A 24289-nucleotide genomic window follows, 5' to 3' on the forward strand; every position below is an offset into this window, starting at 1 on the left:
GCGATGGACGATTCACAAGGTGACCTGACACGCGTCGAGGCGACGGTCCCGGTGCGCGAGACCCTGCTGTGGGCGGTGCTGGAACGACGGCTGTTCTCCGTGCTCGACTCCGCGTGGCGCGAGTTCGAGGCGACCTACTGCGGCCCGGACGGACGCCTGACCTACGGCGGTCGCATGCATCACCGGGACGGCGTCGACGACTTCTACGAACCCTTCTTCAACTGGCCCGTGCTGTACCGGCTCGGCGGCGCGGACGACCTTCTCGCGTCGGCCAAGGAGCACTGGGCCGGAGTGACCGCGCAGATGACGGAGTTCGGCTTCGTCCGCGACGAGTACGAGGTCGGCTACGACTGGTTCCATCAGGGCGAGTCACTGAACTTCTTCTACGCCCTGTGCGCGGCCGACCCGGACGACGTCGCCTTCCGGGAGCGGGCCCTACGGTTCGCGCGTCTGTACTCGGACCCGGCCAGGGGCAACTACGACCCCGCCGCGCGGATCATCGTCGCCCCGCACACCGGATCGGGTGGTCCGCGGCCGGGGCTCGGGACCGAGTGGACCGCGTACAGCGCGCACCAGGCCGTCATGAAGCCGTACGGTCTGCCGCTCGACGACCTTCCCGGGATCACCGGCTGGGACGACCTGTACGTGGAGGGGAACGCCCGGCGCATGGGCGACGCCATGCAGGAGCGACTCGGCCGGGGAGACACGGCGATCAACCTCGCGGCCACCTCGCTGGTGACCAATGCCTGGCTCTACGGCCACGACCCGGAGTTCGGGGACTGGGTCGTCGACTACGTCGGCGCGTGGCGTGAGCGCGCGGCGGCGAACGGCGGCCTGATCCCGGACAACGTGGGCCCGTCGGGAGTCGTCGGCGAACTGCACGACGGGCACTGGTACGGCGGCCACTACGGCTGGGCTTGGCCGCACGGGCTGCACTCGGTCGAGGCCGCCGCCATGATCGCCGCCGTCAACGAGACCCTCGTGACGGGCGGCACCGCCGGGCTGGACCTCGCCCGCGTGCCCCTCGACACCGTCATCGCGCGGAGCGTGGTGCGCACCGACGCGGCCACTGCCGGAAGCATGGGCTGGGGCTGGGCGCAGAAGATGGACATCGCGCCCGACGTGCCGGTCCGGCTCGTGCCCTACCGGCACGGCTCGAACGGCTGGTTCGACCTGCACCCCGTGCCTCTCGTCTATCCGGTCTGGCTGTGGTGGCTGACCTCGGAGCCGGCCGACCGCGAGCGACTGGAGTCGCTGGAGCGGGACGCCGGCTTCGACTGGCGCGACACCAAGTGGTTCCAGGACAAGGAGGAGCAGGGACACGAGGCACCGTGGGTGTCCTTCCTGCTCGGCCGAAACGCCGGATATCCCGAGGCCGCCCTCGAACTCGCACTGGGCCAGGTGGCGCGGCGGCTGGCCCTGATGCGGGCGACTCCGTACGGGCCGCCGGACGACGACATCCACTGGTGGCAGCGGCTCAACCCGGTCGTCACCGAGGTGCTCACCCAGCTGATCACCGGCGCGCCCCCCGCGCTCTACAACGGAGGGCTCGCGCTGGCCCGTGTCACGTTCGGTGACGCGCTGCGCGGTCGCCCGGGCCTGCCTGACGGCGTGGCCGCGCTGGTGCGCGAAGCCGATGCCGACGGCGTGCGCCTTGAGTTGGTCAACCTCGACCCCGACACCCGGCGGGAGGTCGTCGTCCAGGCCGGTGCCTTCGGCGAGGACCGCATCGACCGGGTGGTCTTCGACGAGTCCGGAGACGGCTGCGCCGGCGACTCCCGCAGCTATCTCATCCCCGCCCCGGAAACACGGCAGGTGAGCACCTCCGTCGGGTCGTCCCGGCTCGTGGTCGCGCTTCCCGCGCTGCATCGCGTAACGCTACGGCTGGAGGTCACCCGGCGCGCCCGGACCCCGGCCCACACCAGCTTCACCCGCATCACACCCCGGAGAGAAATTTGATGGACACCGAGAACTCGCCGTCGGCAGTGTGGCCGCTGCCCGTTCGGGGCGAGCCCTTCGAGCGCGCCGACGCCGATCACATCCGCCGCATGGACGCGATAAGCGCCGCGACCGCGTGCGCGAAACTCCACTCCATGGGCGTCACCCGCACCGCCGTCCAGGGACCGACACCGCTGGAGACCGGAAGCCGCGTCGTCGGATCGGCCCTCACCCTGCAGTTCATGCCACAGCGCGAGGACGTCGCGAGCGGCCTGGGCCAGGAGTACGTCGAGCGCGACACGGCGCTCTGGGCTGTCCTGGAGACCGTTCAGCCCGGCGACGTGCTCGTCGTCCAGGCGTGGGGCAGCGCCTTCACCGGCTGCTTCGGCGACATGCTCGTGCGCTACTTCAAGCGCCGCGGCGGCGCCGGGATCGTCATCGACGGCCGGATCCGGGATGCCGCCCGGGTGCGTCAGCTCGGCGTGCCGATCTGGTGCACCGGCACCACCCCGCACTACGCGTCCCAGACCGACCTCTTCCCCTGGGCCTACGACGTGCCCGTCGCGGCGGGCGGCGTGCTCTGCCTGCCGGGTGACGTGGTCGTCGCCGACGACGACGGGGCCGTGATCGTGCCGTCGGGCAAGGCGCTGGAACTCATCCAGGACGCCGAGGACCACGAGGACTGGGAGTCGTTCAGCCGCATGCGCCTGGAACAGGGCGCCCGACTCTCCGACTACTACCCGCTCAGCCCCAACAGTCGCGCCGAATACGAACTGTGGCGCGACAACCGGACGAAGGCACCCACCCGGTGACCGAGGTGATCATGGAACTGGAACTCGATCTCGCGGACGCCGTACACGTGTCGCTGGACCACTTCTGGAGCCGCGTCGTCGGCGCGGGGCGGGCCAACGAGGGGCTCCGGGCCCACTGGCAGAGCCAGCTGACGCAGGCGCACCGGCTCGGTGGCTTCGACTACGTCCGCTTCCACGGCCTGTTCCACGGAGACATGTTCGTCTACCGCGAGATCGACGGTGAGGTGATGCCCTCCTTCCACTACGTCGACCTGCTGTTCGACGCGATCCTCGCCGCCGGGATGCGGCCGTTCGTCGAGTTCGGGTTCTCCCCGGCGGAACTCGCCCGCGAGACCGGGACGGTCTTCTGGTGGGGCGCCAACGGGGCGCCGCCCACGGACAACGAGAAGTGGGCGGCGCTCGTCCGCGCCACGGTCGAGCACTGGGTCGCGCGGTACGGGATCGACGAGGTGCGCGCGTGGTACTTCGAGGTGTGGAACGAACCGAACCTCGGCCCGTTCTTCCGCGGCACCCGCAGCGAGTACTTCGAGCTGTACCGGGTGACAGTCCGGGCAGTGAAGGCGGTCGACCCCGCACTTCGGGTCGGAGGCCCGGCGACGAGCAACTTCGTGCCGGACGCCCGCTTCGACGGCGAGGTCGAGGACGTCGCGCAGCACGAGGCCGTGCTGACCGCCCCCGACCTGGACGCTCTCGACTGGCAGCCGGTGTGGCTGGAGGAGTTCCTGCGGTTCTGTGCCGACAACCGGCTTCCCGTCGACTTCGTCTCCTGCCACCCGTATCCCACCGACTGGGCGCTGGACGGGCACGGCAACGGTCGCAAGCTCACCCGTGGCGTCGAGGCCACGCCGACCGACCTGCGCCGGGTGCGTGAGATCGTCGACGCCGGCCCGTACCCGCGGGCCGAGATCCACCTCACCGAGTGGAGCTCCAGCTCCAGTTCGCGCGACTTCACCCACGACTACCCCCAGGCCGCCGCGTTCGTGGTCCGCACGGTGCTCGCGTCGATCGGCCTGGTCGACAGCCTCGCCTACTGGACCTTCACGGACGTCTTCGAGGAGGAGGGGGCCGGCCGCGACCCGTTCCACGGCGGATTCGGCATGCTCAACCAGGACGGCATCCCCAAGCCGACCATGCACGCCTACCGCATGTTGAACGCGCTGGGCGACCACCTCGTCCACCGCGAAGAGGGCCTCGTGGTCACCCGCCGCGGCAACGATGTGACGGCTCTGGCCGTCCACTATCCGGAGGAGGTCACCCTGTCGGTCCCCGCATCGTTCGGCACACGGGACGTCGCCGACCGCACTCTGGCGACGGGGCAGCCGAAGAGGCTGAGCCTGCGCATCGCCGGACTGATGGCCAGTGAGTGCTACACCCTGGAGGTGGTCGATGACCGAAACGGCTGGGCGATGACGGAATGGACCGGGCAGGGCCGCAACGGCAATCCGTCCAGGGCCGACATCGACGCGATCCGCACGAGTGCCGAGCACGGCGCGATCACCCGGCACACCGTCTCCGAGGACGGCGTGCTCGAAGTCGACGCGCCGTTGCGGCCCTGGGCGATCGCGCTGCTGAGCCGGGCCCGTTAGACGGAACAGCGTGCGGATCAGAGGCGGATGCTCCGGCGCCGTACGCGGGCGAGGACGGCGCGGGAGGGGTACTCATGGGGCGGTGTCGGCCGGGGGAGTGGTGGACCCCTGGCCGTCGCTGCCTCCATCGCGAAACCGACCGTGTCGTCGATGCCCGCCTGGCGGCGGCCGTCCTGGTCGGCCCTCAACGAGGGCCGTTCATCCTGTACCAGCGCGCCGCCGTTCCCCCGTGGACCTGGGCCTGTTCATACGGACTCAGCCGCGCGGTCAACGATGCGGCGACGGCGACCGTCTGGTCGTAGGAGGCGGCGAGCAGGCAGACCGGCCAGTCGGAGCCGAACATCACCCGTTCTGGACCCAGCCGGTCCAGGAGCACGTCCGCATAGGCGGCGAGGAAGGGCGTGTGGGGTGCGGGGGAACGGGTGACCAGTCCGGAGAGCTTGACGGCCACATTGGGGCGACGGCCCAGTCGGCCCATGAAGGCAGCCCACGGGGCCAGGGCGTCCGGCGTGACCTCAGGATTACCCGCGTGGTCGAGTACGAACGACACCTCGGGCAGGTCCTCCACGACCTTCACCGCCATGGGCAACTGGTCCGGTCGGACCAGCAGTTCGTAGACGAGGCCGGCCGCGCCGATTGCCCTCAGGCCCCGGTGCACCTCCTCGCGGTGCAGCCACTGGAGATCCGGCTCGTCCTGTACCGCGTGGCGGATGCCCGCCAACGCCGCACCCCCGGGACCTTCCCGCAGTCGGTCCAGCGCCTCACCGATCGTCGGATCGGTCACGTCCGTCCACCCGACGACGGCACGAACGTGCTCATCCCGAGCAGCCAGGGCGAGCAGGTCCGTGGTCTCCTCGGCCACGGTCGAGGTCTGCACCACCACGGAGGCGCCGATTCCGGCCCTCCGTAGGTGGGGACGCAGGTCGGCCATGCTGAAACTGCGGTTCAGGACGGGGATGTCCCGGGTCCAAGGTTGACCTCGGACAGTCAGGTCCCACACATGGTGGTGGGCGTCGACGCGCCAGGACGTGTCCGGCTGCGAGTCCATCGGTTCAGCCCTTCGGGCGCAGCCGCAGGCCGGCCATGCCTCCGTCGACCGCGAGCGCGGTTCCGGTGACGGAACCGGCCGCCGGTGAGGCGAGGTAGCAAATGGCCTCGGCCACTTCCTCGGCGTCGACCAGGCGTCCGTGGGGTTGCCGCGCCGCCAGTGCGGCATGCTCCCCCTCGGGATCGTCGGACCCGTTCAACAACCGCCCCACCCAAGGGGTGTTCACCGTCCCAGGATTCACGGCGTTCACGCGGATGCCGTCGGCCAGGAGGTCGGCGGCCATGGCCAGGGTCAGCGACAGGACGGCGCCCTTGGAGGCCGAGTACAGGGCGCGGTCGGGCAGACCTGCGGTCGCCGCGACGGAGGCGACGTTCACGATGGCCGCGCACGAGGAGGCACGCAGGCTCGGCAGGACGGACCGTGTCACTCGGACGTGCCCCATGACGTTGATGTTCAGGACGCGGTGCCACTCCGCGTCCGTGTTGTCCTCCACCCGTCCCTGGGCGCCGACTCCGGCGTTGTTGACCAGGATGTCCAGCCCGCCGAGTGTCTCCAACGCCGCGTGCGAGGCCGCCGTGACGGAGGGCGTGTCGCCTATGTCTCCCTGTACGTAGAAGAGTTCGTCGCCGGGCGGTGGCTTTAGGTCCAGCACTGCCACCTGCGCGCCTTGGAGCGCCAGTTGGCGTGCGGTGGCCAGTCCGATGCCGGATGCCCCTCCGGTGACCAGCGCTCTTGTTCCAGCGAACGGACCCATGTCACAACCGTCCCGACATGCTGCGGGGGTGGATGGCGGGACAGGTTCTCGGCTGCACGGTAGCTCCTGCGCAAGAGGGTGGACTTGAGGGCGTGGCGGAACGGATCAGGACGGAAGCGTGGCCGTCACGGCACAGGTGATTCGGCGTCGACGAGCCCGGCCTCACGCAGTTCGCTCCACAGGGCGGACGGCAGTTGCCTTTCGGCCAGGGCCACGTTGTCCGCGACCTCGTCGGGATGGGCCGCGCCGATGAGGACGGTACGCACGGCGGGGTGCGCGGCCGGGAACTGGAGCGCGGCGGCCCGCAGGGGTACTTCGTGGCGGGCGCAGATCTCCTTCAACCGAAGTGCTCTGGCGAGGATCTCGTCGGGTACGGGCCGGTAGTTGTACGGCGCTCCGGGCCGCGGATCGGCCAGCAGGCCGGAGTTGAAGACACCGGCCGCGATCACCTCGATGCCTCGTTCGAGACAGAGAGGCAGCAGGGCGGACCGCGCGCCCTGCTCCAGCAGCGTGTAGCGGCCCGCGATGAGCACGCGATCCAGATCAGTGCGGCGTACCAGCTCCGCCAGGAGCCGGTCACTGTTCATGCCGGCCCCGATGGTGCCGATCACCCCCTCGTCGCGCAGGCGCTCCAGCGCGGGCATGGTCTCGGCGACGGCCTGGTCCAGGTGGTCGTCGGGATCGTGCACGTGGACGATGTCGAACCGGTCCGTGCCAAGGCGCCGCATGCTGCCTTCCAAGCTGCGCAGCACGCCGTCCGCGCTGAACGCCGGCACCGGTGGACGGTTTTCGCCGACGCTCCAGCCCACCTTGGTCGCGAGCTGGTAGGAGTTCCGGTCGAGCGACGCGAGCGCCTGTCCGAGGCGCTGCTCGGACAGGCCGTTGCCGTATTTCGGTGCGGTGTCCAGCAGTGTGGAGCCCAGCGCGAGTGCGGTGTGCACGGTGGCCACCGCGACCTCGGGGTCGACCGCCGCGTAGAGGTCGCCGATGGGCGCACAGCCGAGTCCCAGGTCCGGGAGCGGGAATCCGCCGTCACGGACAGAGCCGTCCGCGACACTTCTGTGCTTCATGTCGTCCTCTCAACACATTCGATAAAGTTCTATCGATAGACGATGGGAACGCCTACCTACTTCCCGCGTCAAGAGCGGCATCGAAAATGAGTCGATCACCTCATGATCTGATCCGTGAGGGCAGCGGAGCCTCCACTATCGATTTTCGATAGATGACGGCGAACCTCTAGACGCTCCGGCCGCCGGTGGCTATATATACCTCCGATGTATTGGCGTCAGCAGCTGTAGCCAGTCGCGCCTGAGCCCTGTAGCGGCGGACCTCGCCGACCACACCGATGCCATAAGGAAGTCCTGTGCTCCTACGAATCACGGCATGGCGTGCCGTCGCAGTGGCGGCCGTCCTCGGCCTGTCCGCGGCTGTGACGCTCACGGTCGGCCCGGCGCCGGCCGCGCACGCTGCCACCCTCACCACCGCCTGGCGCCACGGCACGTTCGCGCAGGACACCGCAGGTGTCGTCAGCCGGGCCAACGTCGTCCTGGACCGGCCGAACACCGCGGCCAACCAGTACCTGCCGCTCGGTAACGGCACCCTCGGCGTCGCCGTATGGTCCGCGGACGGTTTCACCGCGCAGCTCAACCGCGGCGACACCATGCCCGACCGCAAGTCCCCCGGCCAGATCCGGATACCCGCGCTGGGCGCGATGACCTCGGCGCCCGACTTCAAGGCGACACTCGACGTCTACGGCGGCGTGCTCACCGAGTCGGGGGGCGGTATGACCGCGACCGTATGGGTCTCCTCGGCGAAGGACGAGCTGGTCGTCGACGTGACGGGCGCCGACCCGACCACGGCACAGACCGCCACCGTCGGCCTGTGGTCCGGGCGCAGTCCGATCGCCGCGGTCTCCGGCCGGACCGGCACCCTCGCCGAGACCTGGAAGGACGACACGGCCCAGGGTGCTTCCGGCCGGACCTTCGGATCCCTCGCGGCGATCACGGCCGGTGGACGGGACGTGACCGCCTCCGTGGCCGACCCGACGTCGGTCAAGGTGGCTTTCCGGCCCAAGGCCGACGGCTCCTTCCGGGTCGTGGCCGGCGCTCCCCGGTGGACCGGGGGCAACGCCGCGCGGACCGCGGAGCGGCTGATCGGCAAGGACGCCGCCCTGTCCCGGTCCTCGCTCCTGGCGACCCAAGCCGCACACTGGCACTCCTACTGGCGCGCTGCCGGGCTCATGAAGATCTCCTCCGCCGACGACTCAGGTGAGTACATGGAGGCCCTGCGGACTCTCTACCTCTACAACGAGGAGGCTTCCAGCGGCGGGGAGTTCGGCGGCAGTCAGGCCGGTGTGGCCAATCTGTTCAACTTCAGCCAGGACCACCAGGACTGGTTCCCGGCCGGCTACTGGCTGTGGAACCTGCGGGCCGAGTTCGCCACGAACATGAGCGCGGGCAACTTCTCGGCGAACCTTCCCCTCTTCAACCTGTACCTGCACGACCTTCCCGGCATCGAGGCCTGGACCAAGGACCAGATGGGCGGCGAGCCCGGTGCCTGCGTGCCGGAGACAATGCGCTTCAACGGCAACGGCTGGTACGCCGGCGGCACTACCAACGCCTCGTGCAGCCTGGCCTCGGCACCGAGCTACAACGCAGAGACCATCACCTCGGGCGCCGAGATCGCCCTCTGGATATGGCAGCAGTACCAGTACACCGGCGACGTCTCCTTCCTGCGAACCTACTATCCGCTGATGAAGGCCGCCTCGACCTTCCTCCTCGCTTACCAGAGCGTCGGCTCCGACGGCTTCCTCCACGCGACCGCGAATGCCCATGAGTCGCAGTGGCATGTCCTCGACCCGACCACCGACCTCGCGGCCGACGCCGCGCTCTTCCCCGCCACCGCCGCCGCGGCCAAGCTCCTCCACAAGGACTCTGCGCTGGTCAAGCAACTGGGCAAGGCGCAGACACAGATCCGGCCCTATCCCCGGACGGACGCCGCGACGCACAGCAGGTTGCTCACGCCCGAGGACGACGCCTCCGGCACCGACGTCATCGCCAACTCCTACGAGCCGTCGGCGCCCTTGCAGAACGGCGAGAACCTCGGGCTCGAACCGGTCTGGCCCTACGGGCTGATCGGTGACGACTCCCCGCTCACCGCGCTGGCCAGGCGCACCTACACCGCCCGGCAGAGCGTCGGCGGCTCGGACTGGAGCATGGACGCCGTCCACGCGGCCCGCCTCGGCCTCGGAGACGAGGTCCGCACCGGTCTGATCGCCAACGCCCAGCGCTACCAGGCGTACATCTCGGGGGCGGCCAACCTGTTCGGTTCCGCGCCCGGATCCGAGCCGTACCTGGAGCACTCCGCGACCGTCGGCACCGCGCTGGACGAGGCGCTGGCCACCGACTACGACGGCACCCTGCGATTCGCCCCGGCCTGGCCGTCCGGCTGGGACGTGTCCGGCACGGTGTACGTGCACAACCACGCGAAGGTCTTCGTGCAGGTCCAGAACGGCACCCTCACCACGGCCGCCCTGTCCGCGGGCCGGACGGGCACAGTGACGGTCCGCAATCCATGGGCGGGCAACGCCGGTCACGCGGCGAAGGTCGTCGACGGATCGACCGACGCCCTCGTGGTACGCCCCACGACCGCACGCACCTTCACGGTCCCGGCCAAGGCGGGACGGTCCTACCTGATCGAGGACACCGCCGCGCCCACCACGTCGTACACCTTCGCGCTGGTCACGGGCGAAGCCGCGACCAGCGCGAAGCACCTGGGCCCGCAACAGATCGGCCTGGACCCGGCCGTGCACTACCCGACGCTGGCCGCCTCCTTCGACAACGTGGCCGTCAGCGCCGACGACAACACCGGTGCCGGCAACTTCGACGGCGGCAGCGCCAGCTACTCGCAGTCCGCCCTCACCACCGCCGGAGCGGGACCCGGCGCGAGCGTCTCCGCCTCGGGCAAGACCTTCACCATGCCGGACGTCGCAGCGGGCACACCTGACAACATCGTCGCCAACGGCCAGTACGTCACCCTGCACGGATCCGCCGACTCGCTCGGCTTCCTCGTCTCCGCCAGCTACGGCCCAGCGACCGGGGCAGGCACCATCAACTACACCGACGGGACCACCCAGAACTACACCCTCACGGCACCGGACTGGTTCGCCACCGACGCACCACCCGGGGGCGAAGTCGCCGTCACGTCGACGTATCAGAACCGTCCGGGCAACACCACCTTCCAGCACACCGCCGCGCTCTTCTCCGTCACCGCACCCCTCGACCCGACCAAGACCGTGGCCTCGGTCGTACTCCCCTCCGTAGGCGCCCTCGGTTCGGGAAGCCCGGCACTCCACATCTGGGCCGTCTCGCTGAACTGAAGCAAGCTCCGGCCGCACAGTGGAACCGGGTTGCATGACGTCACGGCCCGGCAGAAGTGCCGCGGGTGGCACGGGAAAGCGACCGGTTCAGTTTCCCCAAGGCATGTGCCGCCGTGCGACGGCCGACTCGCAGGAAGTCGAAACAGTGTTCCATTCCGGGGATGTCGCAGGTTAGGGTCACGGTCTGAGAGATCTTGTACGGAGGTGCCCGGATGGACAACAACATGTCGGCCCGCCGGGGCCGTCCGCCGGGCCCCCGGGCGGCCGAGGGGCAGTTGACGCCCCGCCAGTCGGCGATCGTCAGCTACATCCGGGAGGCCGTCGGCCGGCAGGGTTATCCGCCGTCGATGCGTGAGATCGGCGAGGCCGTGCACCTGGCCAGTACCTCGTCCGTCGCGCACCAGCTCATGGCCCTGGAGAGCAAAGGCGTCCTCTACCGGGACCCGCACCGTCCCCGCGCCTACCAGGTCCGGCCCACGTGGGCGCCCGAGCTGGACGGCAGAACCGGGACGCAGGTCGACGTCCCCCTGGTCGGGCGTATCGCGGCCGGTGCGCCCCTGCTGGCCGAGGAGATGATCGAGGACGTCTACCCGCTGCCGCGCCAAGTCGTGGGCGACGGGGATCTGTTCGCCCTGACCGTCGTCGGGGACTCCATGCTGGGCGCCGCGATCTGCGACGGCGACATCGTGACCGTACGACGCCAGGACAGTGCCGACCACGGCGACATCGTCGCCGCGCTCCTGGACGACGAGGCCACCGTGAAGGTGCTGCGCCGCGAGGACGGGCAGGTGTGGCTGATGCCACGCAACCCCGCCTACGAGCCGATCCCCGGCGACCACGCACAGATCCTCGGCAAGGTCGTCGGGGTCCTGCGCCTGCTGTAGGTGCGCGCCGGTGGAGTCCGTAGCCGGCACGGTCGGCACGGCTCAGCCTCAAAGGGGTCTGTCGTCACCTGCGTAGAAGCCTGCACTGGCGCAACGGCCACGTCCGTCGCTCCGACATGCTCGCTGCGCAGCGCCGCGGGCGCGTATATCCGTAACGGGTAGTCCATCTGTTGGGGCAGCAGCGCTCGCAAGGGCGGCAGCCTGATCACCGGATTGATGGCCGGATGCCCCGCTGATCCTGGAGGTTGGCGGGGCGGCGTAGTTGATGGGCCTCCGGTTGGTGTGGCGTGCGTGGCGAGCTGAGTGTTGTCTGGTGGATGGAACACCCCGATGTACTGACGGTACGGCTGACGAGTTTCCTTGAGGAGTACTCCATGACGCAGAAGATCTGGTTCATCACCGGTGCCTCACGCGGCTTCGGCAGGGAGTGGGCCATCGCCGCCCTCGAACGCGGCGACTCGGTTGCCGCGACAGCGCGTGACCTCTCCACGCTGGAGGACCTTCGCGTGGAGTACGGAGAGCGGCTGCTGCCCTTGCGCCTCGACGTGACGGACCGTGAAGCCGACTTCGACGCCGTACGGCAGGCGCACGAGCGGTTCGGACGGCTCGATGTGGTGGTCAACAACGCTGGTTACGGCCACTTCGGCATGGTCGAGGAACTCACCGAGTCCGAAGCGCGTGCGCAACTGGAGACCAACCTGTTCGGTGCCCTGTGGATCACGCAGGCGGCACTGCCGTTCCTGCGCGAGCAGGGCAGCGGCCACATCCTCCAGGTGTCATCCATCGGAGGAATCAGCGCCTTCCCGCTGGTCGGGATCTACCACGCGTCGAAGTGGGCGCTCGAAGGCATGAGCCAGGCATTGGCCCAGGAAGTGGCACCGTTCGGCATCAAGGTCACGCTGATCGAGCCCGGTGGGTTCGCCACCGACTGGGCGGGCTCCTCGTCGAGCACCTCCGAGCCGTTGCCCGCATACGCCGAATTCCACAAGCAAGTGCAGGAGCAGCGCCGCAAGCGCGTCGGCACGCCGGGCGATCCGTCCGCGTCCGCCGCTGCCGTGCTGGAGATCGTCGACGCCGACGAGCCGCCGCTGCGCTGCTTCTTCGGCTCGGCACCGCTGGGCATCGCCAAGGCCGACTATGAGCAGCGCCTCGTGGAGTGGGAGAAATGGCAGCCCGTGGCGGAGCTGGCGCAGGGCTGAGCCGGACGGGGAAACCCGGTGCACGGAGGTGGCAGCCGTGCGCGCGGGCAAGTCCGTCCGCGATGAAGGGGTCGACTGGAGTGCATCCGGTCGGCCCCTTCCGGGACGGCACCCTGGGATCAAAAGGTGTGTTCCCGCAATGTCGCGCCTGGCCGGCCCGTTCTTCGAACCGCTGAGCTGAAGCGTCGCGCTACCGCTTCGACCAGTTCGTCCTCGCCCTGGGAAGCCCTCGCGTGGGTCACCGTCCTTGTGAGTGACCAGCGCTGTTCGCCGTCGACTGGAGCGTGCCGCCGCTGCAGCCTGGTCTTCGGGAGGGAGGCGGGTGGGCAGAAGGCTTTGCCATGTCCTCGTTGCCGGGGTGCCATGCGGGCAGGGTTCGTAGGGCGTGTTAGGCGGTTGCCGGTGCTGTGGCCGTGCGCAGGAGACCTTCGACGCCGTGGAGGAACGTCTCGCAGATCAGCGACGGATCGAAGAGGCAGCCGGCTGCCATGGCGCCGTCACGGAGCATGACGAAGTGCCGGCCCGCGGCGTCGGAGGGCGTGCAGCCGGCGTCCTTGAGCAGTTGCGTGGCGGTGTCCAGGAACCACTGCCGGTGGGCCAGCACGACCTGGTGGACGGGGTGTGCCGGGTCGGGGTACTCGGCCGCCGCGTTCAGGAAGGCGCACCCGCGGAAACCGGGGGACTGGATGCCTTCGCCGATGTACCGGCTCACGGCCCGGACCGTGTCAGCCGGCGAAAGGTTCTCTGCCCGGACGGCTTCCACCTGTGCCCGGATGGCGTGGTCGGCCGCTTCGAGGTAGGAGACGATCAGTTCCTCCTTGCCCTTGAAATGCCGGTACAGGGTGGCGCGGGTGACTTGGGCCTCCGCGATGATCCGGTCCACGCCGACGGAGTGGATCCCCTCGGTGTAGAAGATCCGGGTCGCCGTGTTGAGCAGCCGCTCCCGCGCCCCGGACGTGCCCCCGGCCTCTGTACTCGCGCTCATGCCGTCACCGTACCAGCCGATGAGGGAGAACGTTCGGTCTTGACAGCTGAAGGCCGGAGCCCCTTGGATGAGGCACGAGACCGAACGTTCTCCCTCGTGGTGGACCATCCGCCGTTCGCTGCTTCATCCGCCTTCGCCGAAAGGACCCTGATGAACACCTCCACCCACGCCTCTGCCCCTGCCTCCGCCCCCGTCGTGAGTGACACCGCGGTGCTGCGCCGCCTGTACTTCACGCGCTTCGCGTTCGCCGCGGTGTGGGCCGCCCTGCTGTTCGCCTCCTCCGGCGACCTGGGGCCACTCGACGCAACCTTGTTGGTGATCTATCCCCTGTTCGACGCGGCGTGTGCGGTAGTCGACGTCAGGTCCGCCACCGCGAACCGCGGGCCGGTACGCGGCCTGTACGTGAACATCGCGCTCAGCATCCTCACCGCCGCGGGTCTGGCCGCCGCCGCGACATCCGGTGTACCGGCCGTCCTCCGGGTCTGGGGTGCATGGGCCGTCACGGCGGGGCTCGTTCAGCTGCTCGTCGGTGTCCTGCGTCGTGCCACGGGAGGGCAGTGGCCGATGATCGTCAGCGGCGCCATCTCCGTTCTCGCCGGTGGGTCCTTCATCGCCCAGGCCGCCAAGAACGATCCCTCGTTGAGCGCCCTGGCCGGGTATGCCTTCCTCGGTGGGGTCTTCTTCCTCATCTCCGCGCTTCGCCTGGGGCGGGCCAGCAGGACCACCCGATTTCCTGGGTCTGCCGGGCGAACGGTGTAGGCGGAGAGGTTGCTGAGGTGTTGGTGGGTTGCAGCGGCTGCTTTGTCGGCTGCCGCAACCCGTCATGGCGGGTAGGGGGAGGGCCCACGGCTCGGGGAGGCTCGGGGCGAGTGCGTCGATCGGCTGGTCCTCCTGCCCTGTCGGTTGGTCCGGAATCGGTGGAGCGTCCGGCGTATGCGCGTGGTTGGGTGTCGTCATCCGTCGGAAAGACGGACCGCTACGGTCACTTGGGCCTTTACGTCGGTCCTGGCTCGGCTCCGGACGGCTCGCAGTCCGACACGGACGTGCTGGTGCTCTCGGGTCCTTGGCCCGCCCGAGGTGCGGAAAGTCGTCCCGGGCGTACCGTCCGCCGCGCACCCCGTGTGATCGCCGACTGGCGCGGCCTCGCTGTCAAAGTCCTCCGGGCGGCCGGAGTGAAGACCGTAGCGGTCGCCCTCCGCCGGGACGCACCCGCCGCCTCCGTCTCGTACTCCTCGGCTCGGATGACCATGAACCGGACGTCGTGCGACCGCGCCTGGGGACTGCGCCGGTTTACGTGACCACGCGAGGGCATTCCACCGGGCTCTGCCCACCGGCCTACTCGCCCGCTGGAATTCGTACGAAGCCCTCGATCCAATCGTCCTCATCGAGTTCACGGGCCTCGAAGGAGAGGCATTCGGGTTCGTCACGGAGGCCTGGTCGCAGAAGGGCCTGACGCAGACGCTCTTCGACCCGTTCGAGGGTCGAGTAGATATCCAGCAGTTTTACGTCGTCGCCGTCAGCCTCGTCGCAGAACACACCGCCCTCGTCGATGCGCACGGTCGAGCCGTCCCTGCCGGCCAAATCTTCGATGCCCATCACCTCTTGGACATCACGAACAACGACCCGGGTTCACGCGACGTCGCCGAAGCTCTGGCTTGGCGGATCTTCGGAGGTCGCGAGGTTCTGCGTAATCGCGAAGACCTCTGAACGCGAATGGAGAGCCGTCTCGCGCCCGGCCCGCTGGGAAGTGACGTCTCGATCCGGTAGCCGTCGGGGGCGGTGAGCCACGACGTTTTCGGGTCGTGAGGGCCGCCCGGGTGCTCGACGGGCTCCAGTTCCAAGTCGGCGTCGGTCAGCTGCTCCAGGGGGGCGGCCAGGGCGTCCACCTGGATCGCGAGATGGTCGGAGCCGCTGCCCACGTCGACTCGGCCGTCGGCGGGACGGTGGACGACTACGAGTGCGGCCGGCGGCTCGCCGGGAAAGGCGAGGATCAGGAGGTGGCTTGTGTTGCCGCCGTCGACCGGTCGGCTCGCCGAATGCCCTCACGATGGGTCAGGAGGTGACACGCGAGCCGCGTGGATGTGCCCTCGTCACTCGATCCACCGGGCAGCGGCCTCGTAGGTGGTGTCCGGGGTGCTGTTGAACGCGATGGCCGCACCGGGTGCATGCCGCCGAATCAGGTTGATGATGCGCTCAAGGAACTCAACTTGGTCGTCCGAGTGCCGCAGACCACCGCCGACGGTGACGCACTCCCAAGGATGGGCCCGCAGGGCATTGCCGACGACCACGTCGACGTCGTCACTTCCGTCAAGACCGAACAGGCAGGTCTCCACGCCCACGCCATGTTCGGCGAACTTGGCCAGCCCCGCCTTGATCGCCTCGGCTACTGGGGCAGGGTCCCACGGCCCGGGCACCCGATACGGATCAAGCCCGATGACGAGGACGCGGGGTGGGGCAGTGGTGTCCATGTTTGGACCATACGCGTCGAGAGGACTCGCCTCTCGGAAAGTGATGGCGTGCTGTGTACGTGACTTCGATCAGCTGCTCGGCGATCCGTCGTCGCACCGGCCTTCACCGTCAGTCCTGCTTCCAGTCTCAACTCCGTTGTGTCGAGGTGAGGTTGGATGGCTGAGTGTGTCAACGGCCTTGTGTTCGGGGTGGAATGACGCGTTGTCAGTGGCGGCGGATACGTTGTGCGTGCACCTCAGGGACCCCGGGCGTTGGGGGGTGCCTGGTGGTGCGGTACACGTCGCGGCCGGTGGGACCGGTCCGCCCCGGATCACACAAGGACATTCATGGATCCTGTATTTGCTGACTTCTCGACGCACCCGGCCCAGTTGTCGAATGCCGTGGTCGTTCACCACCGTTGCGGGGTCGCTCCGTCGCATCTCGCGCTGGCCGCGGGTGGTTACATCAGGGTGGACTTCACGGTGGGGGAGCGGGAGGAGAGCGCGGAGGCCGTCGTCAGGGTGACCACGCTGGACGCGGGCGCCCCGGTGGACGTCCTGCTCAATGGCAAGGTCCTGGCGGAGGACCTGGCGATATCGGGGGTCGGGGTGGCCGGCGAACCCCAGGCCACTGTGCTGACCGTGCCCGGTGAACTCCTGTCGGTGGGGGACAACGTCCTGGAGATACGCAACCCGGAGGGCGCGGAGGGTCTGCTGCGGCTGCGGGCCTTCACCGTTGACCCGTCGCACGACCAGGAACGGTCTGAGCGCGCGCTGGCGGAACGGTCCGCGAGACGGTCCGTCGTCGCTTTCAACACCGAGGTCCGCGCCCTGGGCACTGCGGTCTGGCAGAGCGGTCCGCGCCTGCTGTTCCATGTCGACTGCGGCGAGCGGTCCCTGCCCGCGCACCTGGCCTGGCGCGGGGCGGACGGTTCGGAGGCCGACATCGGGCTGCCGGCGGACGTGTCCGGGTTCCTGGGCCACCGTAGGTCTGCCGATGGCACCGTCGCCGAATACCGGGGCAGGCAGGCCGACCGCTGGACGTACCCCGAGGGCACGGCCGGAGCTCGGCTGCACCGCTTCTCGACGGAAGAGGGACACGACGACACCTGGACCCCCTCCGGCGAGCTGCGACTGCTGCTCGACGACGGCGGGGCGCCCGTGGAGCGGGTGACCTGGACCGACCGGCAGGGCACCACGGTCTCCCTCACGCTGGGCCGGCCCGCTGCCGTACCCGGACCGGAGGACGCCGGTGCCGAATGGGAGGACATCACGCGTTCGGTCGTCGGTGTCGAGGCGAGCGACGAGTTCGACCTGGCGGGCGAGGTCGCCGAGAACCTGCTGAGCAGGTCGCGGAGCAAGTGGCTGGCGAACGACGACACCGCCGAGGTGGACTTCACCCTCGATTCCCCTGCCGCCGTCGTCCTCTACCGGCTGACGTCGGCGAACGACGCCCCCGACCGCGACCCGGAGGACTGGCAACTGCAGGGATCGCACGACGGCCGGCACTGGACGACGGTGGACACCCGCACCGGTGAACGGTTCAAGCAGCGCCACGAGACGAAGGAGTACTCCGTTTCCTCCCCCGCCGCGTATGCCCGATACCGGCTGGACATCACGGGCAACCAGGGTTCCGACCAGACTCAGCTCTCCCGGATCCAGTTCCTCACCGCAGGTGCCCCGACCGCCGCGTCGAACCCGGTCGCCGCGGACTTCACCGGCTACCGGATCGCGCGCGGGGGTGCCCCCGTCGGCTACCGGGGCACGTCGGTTCCCGGTCCCTGGTCCGAGACCCAGGGCCAGGGCCAGGCAGGAACACCCGAGGCCGGTGCGGCACTTCACACCCTGCTTGCAGGCGACCTGGGTGCAACGGCCCGAGGGCTGGACGACGCCGCCCGGCTCATCGGAAAGCTGGCGGCGTATCTGAACAACGCCTGATCCGACGTCCCTGGAGGGTGCGCCGGGGGCTGGGCGCGGCACAGGGAAGGGACATGCCGGACCAGGATCGCCGCCAGCAGCCCTCCAGGCCCGGGCCCAGGCGCCCGGCCCCAGGCTGGGCCGGGCGTGTGGCACGCGTGCATGTTTGCCAGGTTCGTCGGTGAACGAGACCGGCCGTACATCGGTCCGGCCCGTGCTCTGGATTCCTAGCGGCCCCATCGGGTGCGGCGGAATGAGGGGCAAGGCGCCGGGTCGCACCTTCCCGGCCGGTGCTGGGAACCCGATGCGGTGTCCGGCGGGTCGGCCCGTCGGACACCCCCGTCAGGTGCCGAGGCGGACGCGCAGTCCCGGCTGGAGCAGGTCGCCGTGGGCGGTGACCATGTCGTCGCACAGGCGCCAGATGTCCTCGACGGGCAGGGTCGCGGCGGTGGCCGGGTCGGTCATCGCCGCATGCCTGATGTGCCGCGGGTCGTCTTCGAGCGCCGCCCGCACCACCAGGTCGTTCGCACTCAGGTAAGTGCGGTTGAGGGCCGAGAGCTGGGGCGGGAGGGCGCCCACGCGGGTGGGCTGGACACCCAGTGAGTCCACCAAGCACGGGACTTCGACCACGCCGTGCGCGGGGAGGTTGTCGATCAGACCGCGGTTGGGGACGTTGCCGTAGATCGTGCGCGGGGTGCCGGTGACCATGCTGTGGATGATCTGCGGCGCGTACTCCATCGTGCCCTCGACGGTGATCGGGGCGCCGGCGGCCAACGCGTCGCGGGTCCTCTCGTACTCGGCCGTGTTCTCGTCGACGATCTTGAGGTACTCGCCGACGGGCAGCCGTAGCCGCTCGATCTCGCTGGTGTGGTGCAGGTACCAGGGGACGTACTCGGAGGAGTGCTCGCTGGTCTCGGTCGGGTAGTGGCCGAGCCTGCGGTACATGTCGACGCGGACCCGGCGGCGCAACTGCTCGTCCCCGGCGATCAGTTCGTCGAGCCTCGGGTAGAGGTCCTGCCCCTGGTGCTCGAAGCGCAGTACCCACGCCTGGTGGTTGACACCGGCCGCGTGGTAACTGACTTCTTCGTAGGGCACTTTGACCAGGTCGGCGAGGTCGCGCATCGTCCAGTAGACCGAGTGGCAAAGGCCCACCACCCGGGTCAGGCCGGTGGCCTCGGTGAGGTATTGGACGTTCATGGCCATGGGGTTGGTGTAGTTGAGCAGCCAGGCCTGCGGGCAGAGTTCGGCGATGTCGCGGCCCAGTTCCCGGAGGAAGGGGAAGGTGCGCAGGGCGCGGAAGATGCCGCCGATGCCGAGGGTGTCGCCGATGGTCTGGCGCAGTCCGTAGCGCGCGGGTATCTCGAAGTCGGTGCGGGTGGCCTCCACCATGCCGATCTGAACGATGTTGATGACGAAGTCGGCGTCGGCCAGGGCTTCGCGGCGGTCGGCGTGGGCGGTGACCGTGGGGGCGGCGCCGAGGGTGTCGGCGATGCGGAGGGCGGCGGCGTGCGCGGTGGCCAGGCGTTCGGTGTCGATGTCGTGGAGCGCGATGTGCGCGGATCCCAGTTCGTCGAAGGCGAGGAGATCCGCGAGCAGACCCTGGGTGAAGACGACGCTGCCGGCGCCGACGAAGACGATCTTCGGGGTGGTCATACGGTGGTTTCCTCGGTCTCGGGGAGGCGGGTGAGGGCTTCGTCCCAGGTGGGCTGGGCGGCGGTGCCGCCGGGGGCCCGGGTGGACAGGGCGCCGCAGACCGCGGCGAGGCGCAGCGCGTCGGGCAGCGGCATGCCGTGCAGCAGTCCGGCGATGAAACCGGCGTCGAAGCTGTCGCCCGCGCCCACGGCGTCCACCGGATCGACCCGTATGCCCCGGGTGGTGAGGAGGCGTTCGCCGTCGTGGCACAGTGCGCCGTCGGCGCCGTTCTTGACGACGGTGACCGGTCCCCGGGCGGCGAGCCGGGCGGCGTCCTCGGCCGGGTCCGTGACGTCGGTCGGCCCCGCGGTGTCGGTGGGGGCGGCCAGTCGGCGGGCCTCGGCGGCGTTGGGCAGCAGGAAGTCGGTGTGGGCCAGGACGGCGGCGAGTCCGGCGGGTTCCCAGCGGCCCGCCGGATCGTCGTTGGTGTCCACGGAGGTGGTGGCGCCGTGCCGGCGTGCGGTGCGCAGGAGGTCCGGGAGCGCGGCGGCGAGGTGGGGCATGAGGAAGTAGGAGGCGGAATGGACGTGCCGGGCGGCGGCCGGCAGGGCGGCCGGAACGTCGCTGGCGGTGGTCGCGGCCAGGGTGCCGGGGGCGGTGAGGATGGCCCGGTCGTCGCCGCGGGTGAGGACGACGGTCAGCGGGGTGGGCCGTTGGGGGTCCAGAGTCAGCGCCTCGGTGTCGACGCCGTGGGCGTCGAGACGGTCGCGCATGTATCGGCCCGCGTCGTCGTCGCCCACCCGGCCGGCGAACGCGACGCGCAGGCCGAGCCGTGCGGCACCGCAGGCGACGATCGCGCCGGAGCCCCCAACCGTGAGGGTGCCGGAGGACACCAGCTGTTCACGCTGGCCGAAGGCGAGCGGGGTGTCGAGGGGGCCGATGACGACGTCCGGGTTGGCGTCGCCGATGACGAGCAGGTCGAAGGCGTGCGGCATTGCGGAGGTTCCTGCCTGAGTGGTGTGTGCCGGGGTGGCCCGCGGGCTCAGCCCTTGAGCCCGGTGGAGGTGATGGACTGGATGAACGCCTTCTGTGCGCCGAGGAAGGCGAGCAGGACGGGCAGCACGGTGATGACGTTCCCGGCCATCACGGCGGCCCACTGGGTGTGGTGCTGTCCCTGGAAGGTCGTCAGCCCGAGCTGGAGCGTGTACTGGGTGTCGTGATTGATGGCGATCAGGGGCCAGGTGAGGTCGTTCCAGGTGCTCAGAAAGGTGAGGACGGCGACGGTGCTGAGGGCGGGCCGGGACAGCGGCAGCACGATCCGCCACAGCACGCGCAGCCGCGAACAGCCGTCGATCCAGGCAGCCTCCTCCAGCTCGCGGGGCAGCGAGAGGAAGAACTGGCGGAGCAGGAACACCGAGAACGGGGTGACCAGGGACGGCACGATCAGCGCGCCGAGGGTGTCGATGAGGCCGAGCTGCTTCATCACCAGAAAGGTGGGGATCATGGTCAGCTGGAACGGGATCGCCATCGTCGCCAGCATCAGACCCAGCAGCAGCCTGGAGCCGGCGAACCGCATCCGGGCGAAGGCGTAGCCGCCGAGGGTGCCGAGCACCAGGTTGGCGGTGACGGTGACCAGGCTGACGATGAGGGAGTTGGCGAACCAGCGCGGGAACATGGCGTTGCCCAGCACGTAGCGGTAGCCGCCCAGGTCGAGATGGGAGGGCCACAGGGCGGGTGGGAAGCGGTTGATCTCGGCGTTGCTCATCACCGAGCTGAGGGCCAGCCAGATCAGCGGCACCGCGAAGAGCAGGGCGGACGGGGCGAGCAGCAGGTGCCAGGGGCTGAACGGCAGCCGGGTCCGGCGGGGCCGGGAGTCGGGGCGGGCGGCGGACGGCGTCGTGTGCGCGGTCTCGGGCGGGGCGTCGAGGGCGGTCATGCGGAGGCTCCCTGGAGGCGGCGGCGGGCGACCTGGAAGATCAGGCCGATCACGCCGAGGGCGACGGCCAGGACGTAGGCGGAGGCGGCTCCGTAACCGGCGGTGGCGTTCTTGAAGGCCTGTTCCCAGATGAAGTAGACGATCACCGTGGTGGATCCGAGCGGGCCGCCCTTGGTGGTGACGTAGACGAGGTCGAACGTCTGGAGGGACTGGATGGTCTGCCACAGCAGGAGGAACACCGTCACGGGCCGCAGTGCGGGAAGGGTGATGTGGCGCAGCAGGCGGCGGCGGTCGGCGCCGTCCAGGCGGGCCGCCTCGATCAGCGAGACGGGCACGTCCTGGAGGGCGGCGAGATAGATGACCAGGCAGAATCCGGTTCCGCTCCACAGGCTGACGGCGACCAGCACGGGCAGCGCCTGGGAGGGGTCGCTGAGGAAGCCCTGGGAGGGGATGCCGAAGCGGTGGAGCACGGCGTTGGCGGCGCCGAACTCGGGGTCGAGGATGAAGGAGAACAGCACGCCCTGCGCGGTCGCGGAGACCACGAACGGGACGAAGAACAGGGTGCGGTAGAGGCCCACGAAGCGGATGCGCCGGTTGAGGGCGAGGGCCAGGGCGAGGCCGATCACCATGGACGCCGGCACGTACAGCGCGGTGTAGAGCAGGGTGTTGCGCAGGGCCTGGCTGAAGTGCGGGTCCTGGGCGAGGGCGCGGTAGTTGTCCAGGCCGACCCACCGGCTGGGGGTGACCAGGTCGTCGGCCTGGAAGGACAGCAGCAGCGACCAGATGATCGGTACGACGCTCAGCCCGAGGATGATGAGGATGGCCGGTGAGACGAACGACCAGGCCATGGCGGCCTCGCCGGCGCGTCTGCGGCGCAGGGCACGGCGGTTGTCCGGGGGCCGGGACACGGTGATCGGGGTGGGCAGTCGCGACATGTCGGGGCTCCTCAACGCGGGATGAGCAGTGCGGCGTTGGCGTCGTCGGCGCAGGCGCGCATGGCCTGGGCGGGGCTGCTCCGGCCGAGCAGTACGGCGACGACGGCCTGTCCGAGGGCCTGGGAGATCTGCGGGTAGGCGGCGTGCACAGGGCGCACGCGGGCGGAGTCGAGGGCCTTGGTGAAGACCTCCAGGCCTTCGGTGGTGCGCTCCTTGTGCTGCCATTCGGTCAGGTCGCGCGTGGCGTGGCTGAGCGGCAGGCTGCCCGCGCGGATGTCCCAGCGGACGTCCTGGGCGGGCTGCATGAGCCAGCTGAGGAACGTCTTGGCGGCCTTCCCGCGGGCTTCGCCGTTGTCGAAGACCGTCCAGGTGTCGGGGCCGCTGATGGTCATCGGGCGGCCGGAGAAAGTGGGCAGCGGGACGACGTGGTAGTCGACCTTCGCCTGCTGGATGTCGGGGAGCTGCCAGGGTCCGGTGACGGCCATGGCCATGCGGTTAGACATGAAGACCTGGTACATCTGCTCGCTGCCGGGCTTCGGGTCGACGTAGACGCTCTTGTCGCGGGCGAGTCGGGCGACCACCTCCAGGGCCCGGGTGCCGGCGTCGCCGAAGCCGATGTGCTTGCCGTCGGCGGCGACGACGTCGCCGCCGAGGTCCCAGATCAGGGGCCACAGCCGCCAGACGGTGTCCTCGTCGCCGACGCCCGGCCAGCCGGTGCCGAAGCGTCCGCCGCCGGTGTCGGTGAGTGCCTTGGCGGTGGCGACGAAGTCGTCCCACCGCCAGCCCGCCTCGGGCAGGGGCAGGCCGGCCTCGCGGAAGAGCTTCTTGTTGCAGACGACGGCGAGGGAGTCCAGTACGGCGGGCGCGGCGCGCACCCGGCCGTTGACGGTGACGGCCTTGCGGGCGGGTACCCAGTAGCTGGTCCAGGGGGTGGGGGAGCTGTTGACCATGTCGGTGAGGTCGACGGCCTGGGGACTGCGGGCGACGCTGGCCAGGTCGGAGCCGAAGACGTAGGCGATGTCGGGGTAGGAGCCAGCGGCCAGGGCGGCCGTCACCTTCTGGAGCATCGCGTCGGCGAGTACGCCGCCGCCGAGTTGGACGTGGATGTGGGGATGGCTGCTTGTGAAGGAGGCGACCAGGGACTCCAGGACCTTCTTGCCGGTGTCGGTCTGGCCGTGCCACATCTCGATCGTCACGGTGCCGTCGGCGGCGACGCCGTCGTCGCGGCCCGCCGCGCAGCCGGTGGCCGCCGTGCCCGCGGCCACCGCCGTGGCCAGGCCGGCGCCGGTGCGCAGCACGTCGCGGCGGGCGGGCCGCGCGCTGCGGGGGACCGCTTGCATGGATACCTCCGGTGGGAGCTGTGGGACAGGCGATGTGTGCAGAGGGAGGAGAACGGCGTGCGCCGTGGTGGCCGCGTTCCGGGTCCCGGCGCGGCTGGGAGAAGGGTGGGCCGGTCGGTCCCCGAGGCCCGGTGGAGTTGCTCAGTTCCGAGGCCGGGAAGGCGGTCGTAACGCCGCGGGTCTCGTGGTTGCCGGAGCTTCGGCGGTGCCCGGCCGGCCGCGGCGGGGCACGCGGGTTCGGTTCATCGCCGCGCTCCAGAGCGTGGTGGGCACGTCCCCGCCTCGGATGCCCGAGGGCTCCTGGCGACTCAGTCCGGGCTTCTGGCGCGTGGTCAGCTACCGGCTGGGCGTACCTCTGTCGCCGCGTCCTGCGTGTGCGGCGTTGGCCAGGATTTAAACGACGGGCACCGGCGCCTGTCAAGAGTTCAGGTGCTCGGAGTTGCGTGAAACTCCCGCGAAACACGCATCATTGAGCATTGCGGAGAGAGTGTCCGAGAG

The 24289-nt window shown here is 69.8% G+C and carries 20 protein-coding genes; 8 read left to right on the top strand and 12 right to left on the bottom strand.

Annotation, left to right across the window (positions count from 1 at the left end):
* Nucleotides 1–3: 3 nt before the first annotated feature.
* Genes OG226_RS49210 through OG226_RS49220 form a run of 3 tightly spaced genes read left to right on the top strand, consistent with a single transcriptional unit; the run spans nt 4 to nt 4336 of the window.
* Nucleotides 4–1959, top strand: coding sequence for a hypothetical protein (locus OG226_RS49210; protein WP_329352925.1), 1956 nt, complete (start codon nt 4–6; stop codon nt 1957–1959).
* Nucleotides 1959–2750 (top strand): ribonuclease activity regulator RraA, encoded by a 792-nt coding sequence (locus OG226_RS49215; RefSeq protein ID WP_329352926.1) that lies wholly within the window; start codon nt 1959–1961, stop codon nt 2748–2750. The genes OG226_RS49210 and OG226_RS49215 overlap by 1 nt, the downstream gene beginning before the upstream one ends.
* Complete coding sequence (locus tag OG226_RS49220) at nt 2747–4336, top strand: GH39 family glycosyl hydrolase (RefSeq protein WP_329352927.1); 1590 nt, start codon at nt 2747–2749, stop codon at nt 4334–4336. Before OG226_RS49215 ends, OG226_RS49220 begins: the two co-directional genes overlap by 4 nt.
* 17 nt (nt 4337–4353) lie before the next feature.
* Here OG226_RS49220 and OG226_RS49225 read toward each other — a convergent pair whose 3' ends face one another.
* The 4 genes from OG226_RS49225 to OG226_RS49240 form a co-directional block, all read right to left on the bottom strand.
* Nucleotides 4354–4524 (bottom strand): hypothetical protein, encoded by a 171-nt coding sequence (locus OG226_RS49225; protein ID WP_329352928.1) that lies wholly within the window; start codon nt 4522–4524, stop codon nt 4354–4356.
* Complete coding sequence (locus OG226_RS49230) at nt 4521–5384, bottom strand: amidohydrolase family protein (RefSeq protein WP_328686052.1); 864 nt, start codon at nt 5382–5384, stop codon at nt 4521–4523. The genes OG226_RS49225 and OG226_RS49230 overlap by 4 nt, the downstream gene beginning before the upstream one ends.
* Before the next feature lie 4 nt (nt 5385–5388).
* A complete protein-coding gene (locus tag OG226_RS49235; protein WP_328686053.1) occupies nt 5389–6138 on the bottom strand; it encodes an SDR family NAD(P)-dependent oxidoreductase in 750 nt (249 codons plus the stop codon).
* Between the two features lie 125 nt (nt 6139–6263).
* Complete coding sequence (locus OG226_RS49240) at nt 6264–7208, bottom strand: aldo/keto reductase (RefSeq protein ID WP_328686054.1); 945 nt, start codon at nt 7206–7208, stop codon at nt 6264–6266.
* 293 nt (nt 7209–7501) lie between these two features.
* Between OG226_RS49240 and OG226_RS49245 the strand changes: the two genes are divergently transcribed.
* From OG226_RS49245 to OG226_RS49255, 3 genes are all read left to right on the top strand, one after another.
* Complete coding sequence (locus OG226_RS49245) at nt 7502–10516, top strand: glycosyl hydrolase family 95 catalytic domain-containing protein (protein ID WP_329352929.1); 3015 nt, start codon at nt 7502–7504, stop codon at nt 10514–10516.
* A 212-nt stretch (nt 10517–10728) separates the two neighbouring features.
* Entirely contained in the window at nt 10729–11400 is a 672-nt protein-coding gene (lexA, locus tag OG226_RS49250) for a transcriptional repressor LexA (protein WP_328686056.1), read from the top strand.
* 374 nt (nt 11401–11774) lie between these two features.
* Nucleotides 11775–12599 carry an SDR family oxidoreductase gene (locus tag OG226_RS49255; RefSeq protein WP_328686057.1) on the top strand — a complete coding sequence of 275 codons (825 nt, stop codon included), beginning with the start codon at nt 11775–11777 and terminating at the stop codon, nt 12597–12599.
* A gap of 388 nt (nt 12600–12987) precedes the next feature.
* Here OG226_RS49255 and OG226_RS49260 read toward each other — a convergent pair whose 3' ends face one another.
* Nucleotides 12988–13584 carry a TetR/AcrR family transcriptional regulator gene (locus tag OG226_RS49260; RefSeq protein WP_328686058.1) on the bottom strand — a complete coding sequence of 199 codons (597 nt, stop codon included), beginning with the start codon at nt 13582–13584 and terminating at the stop codon, nt 12988–12990.
* 150 nt (nt 13585–13734) lie between these two features.
* On the opposite strand from OG226_RS49260, the gene OG226_RS49265 reads away from it, so the two are divergent.
* On the top strand, nt 13735–14343 hold the full coding sequence (locus OG226_RS49265) for a hypothetical protein (protein WP_328686059.1): 609 nt from the start codon (nt 13735–13737) through the stop codon (nt 14341–14343).
* Between the two features lie 576 nt (nt 14344–14919).
* Here the strand turns inward: OG226_RS49265 and OG226_RS49270 are convergent.
* The gene (locus OG226_RS49270) at nt 14920–15180 is read right to left on the bottom strand and encodes a hypothetical protein (RefSeq protein WP_328686060.1); all 261 of its coding nucleotides are present in this window, start codon (nt 15178–15180) and stop codon (nt 14920–14922) included.
* A 494-nt stretch (nt 15181–15674) separates the two neighbouring features.
* Nucleotides 15675–16052 carry a hypothetical protein gene (locus OG226_RS49275; RefSeq protein WP_328686061.1) on the bottom strand — a complete coding sequence of 126 codons (378 nt, stop codon included), beginning with the start codon at nt 16050–16052 and terminating at the stop codon, nt 15675–15677.
* A 327-nt stretch (nt 16053–16379) separates the two neighbouring features.
* Between OG226_RS49275 and OG226_RS49280 the strand changes: the two genes are divergently transcribed.
* On the top strand, nt 16380–17969 hold the full coding sequence (locus OG226_RS49280; protein WP_328686062.1) for an alpha-1,2-mannosidase: 1590 nt from the start codon (nt 16380–16382) through the stop codon (nt 17967–17969).
* Nucleotides 17970–18290: 321 nt separating this feature from the next.
* Here the strand turns inward: OG226_RS49280 and OG226_RS49285 are convergent, their stop codons facing one another.
* From OG226_RS49285 to OG226_RS49305, 5 genes are read right to left on the bottom strand one after another with little or no spacing between them, the layout of a single operon-like run.
* Nucleotides 18291–19601, bottom strand: coding sequence for an alpha-glucosidase/alpha-galactosidase (locus OG226_RS49285; protein WP_329352930.1), 1311 nt, complete (start codon nt 19599–19601; stop codon nt 18291–18293).
* Nucleotides 19598–20575: a carbohydrate kinase family protein gene (locus OG226_RS49290; RefSeq protein ID WP_329352931.1), complete on the bottom strand. Its 978-nt coding sequence runs from the start codon at nt 20573–20575 to the stop codon at nt 19598–19600. Before OG226_RS49290 ends, OG226_RS49285 begins: the two co-directional genes overlap by 4 nt.
* A gap of 47 nt (nt 20576–20622) precedes the next feature.
* The gene (locus tag OG226_RS49295; protein ID WP_329352932.1) at nt 20623–21516 is read right to left on the bottom strand and encodes a carbohydrate ABC transporter permease; all 894 of its coding nucleotides are present in this window, start codon (nt 21514–21516) and stop codon (nt 20623–20625) included.
* Nucleotides 21513–22451: a carbohydrate ABC transporter permease gene (locus tag OG226_RS49300; RefSeq protein WP_328686066.1), complete on the bottom strand. Its 939-nt coding sequence runs from the start codon at nt 22449–22451 to the stop codon at nt 21513–21515. The genes OG226_RS49295 and OG226_RS49300 overlap by 4 nt, the downstream gene beginning before the upstream one ends.
* Before the next feature lie 11 nt (nt 22452–22462).
* Nucleotides 22463–23791 carry an ABC transporter substrate-binding protein gene (locus OG226_RS49305; protein ID WP_328686067.1) on the bottom strand — a complete coding sequence of 443 codons (1329 nt, stop codon included), beginning with the start codon at nt 23789–23791 and terminating at the stop codon, nt 22463–22465.
* Between the last annotated feature and the right edge of the window lie 498 nt (nt 23792–24289).

Source organism: Streptomyces sp. NBC_01261, assembly GCF_036226385.1.
Lineage (GTDB): Bacteria > Actinomycetota > Actinomycetes > Streptomycetales > Streptomycetaceae > Streptomyces.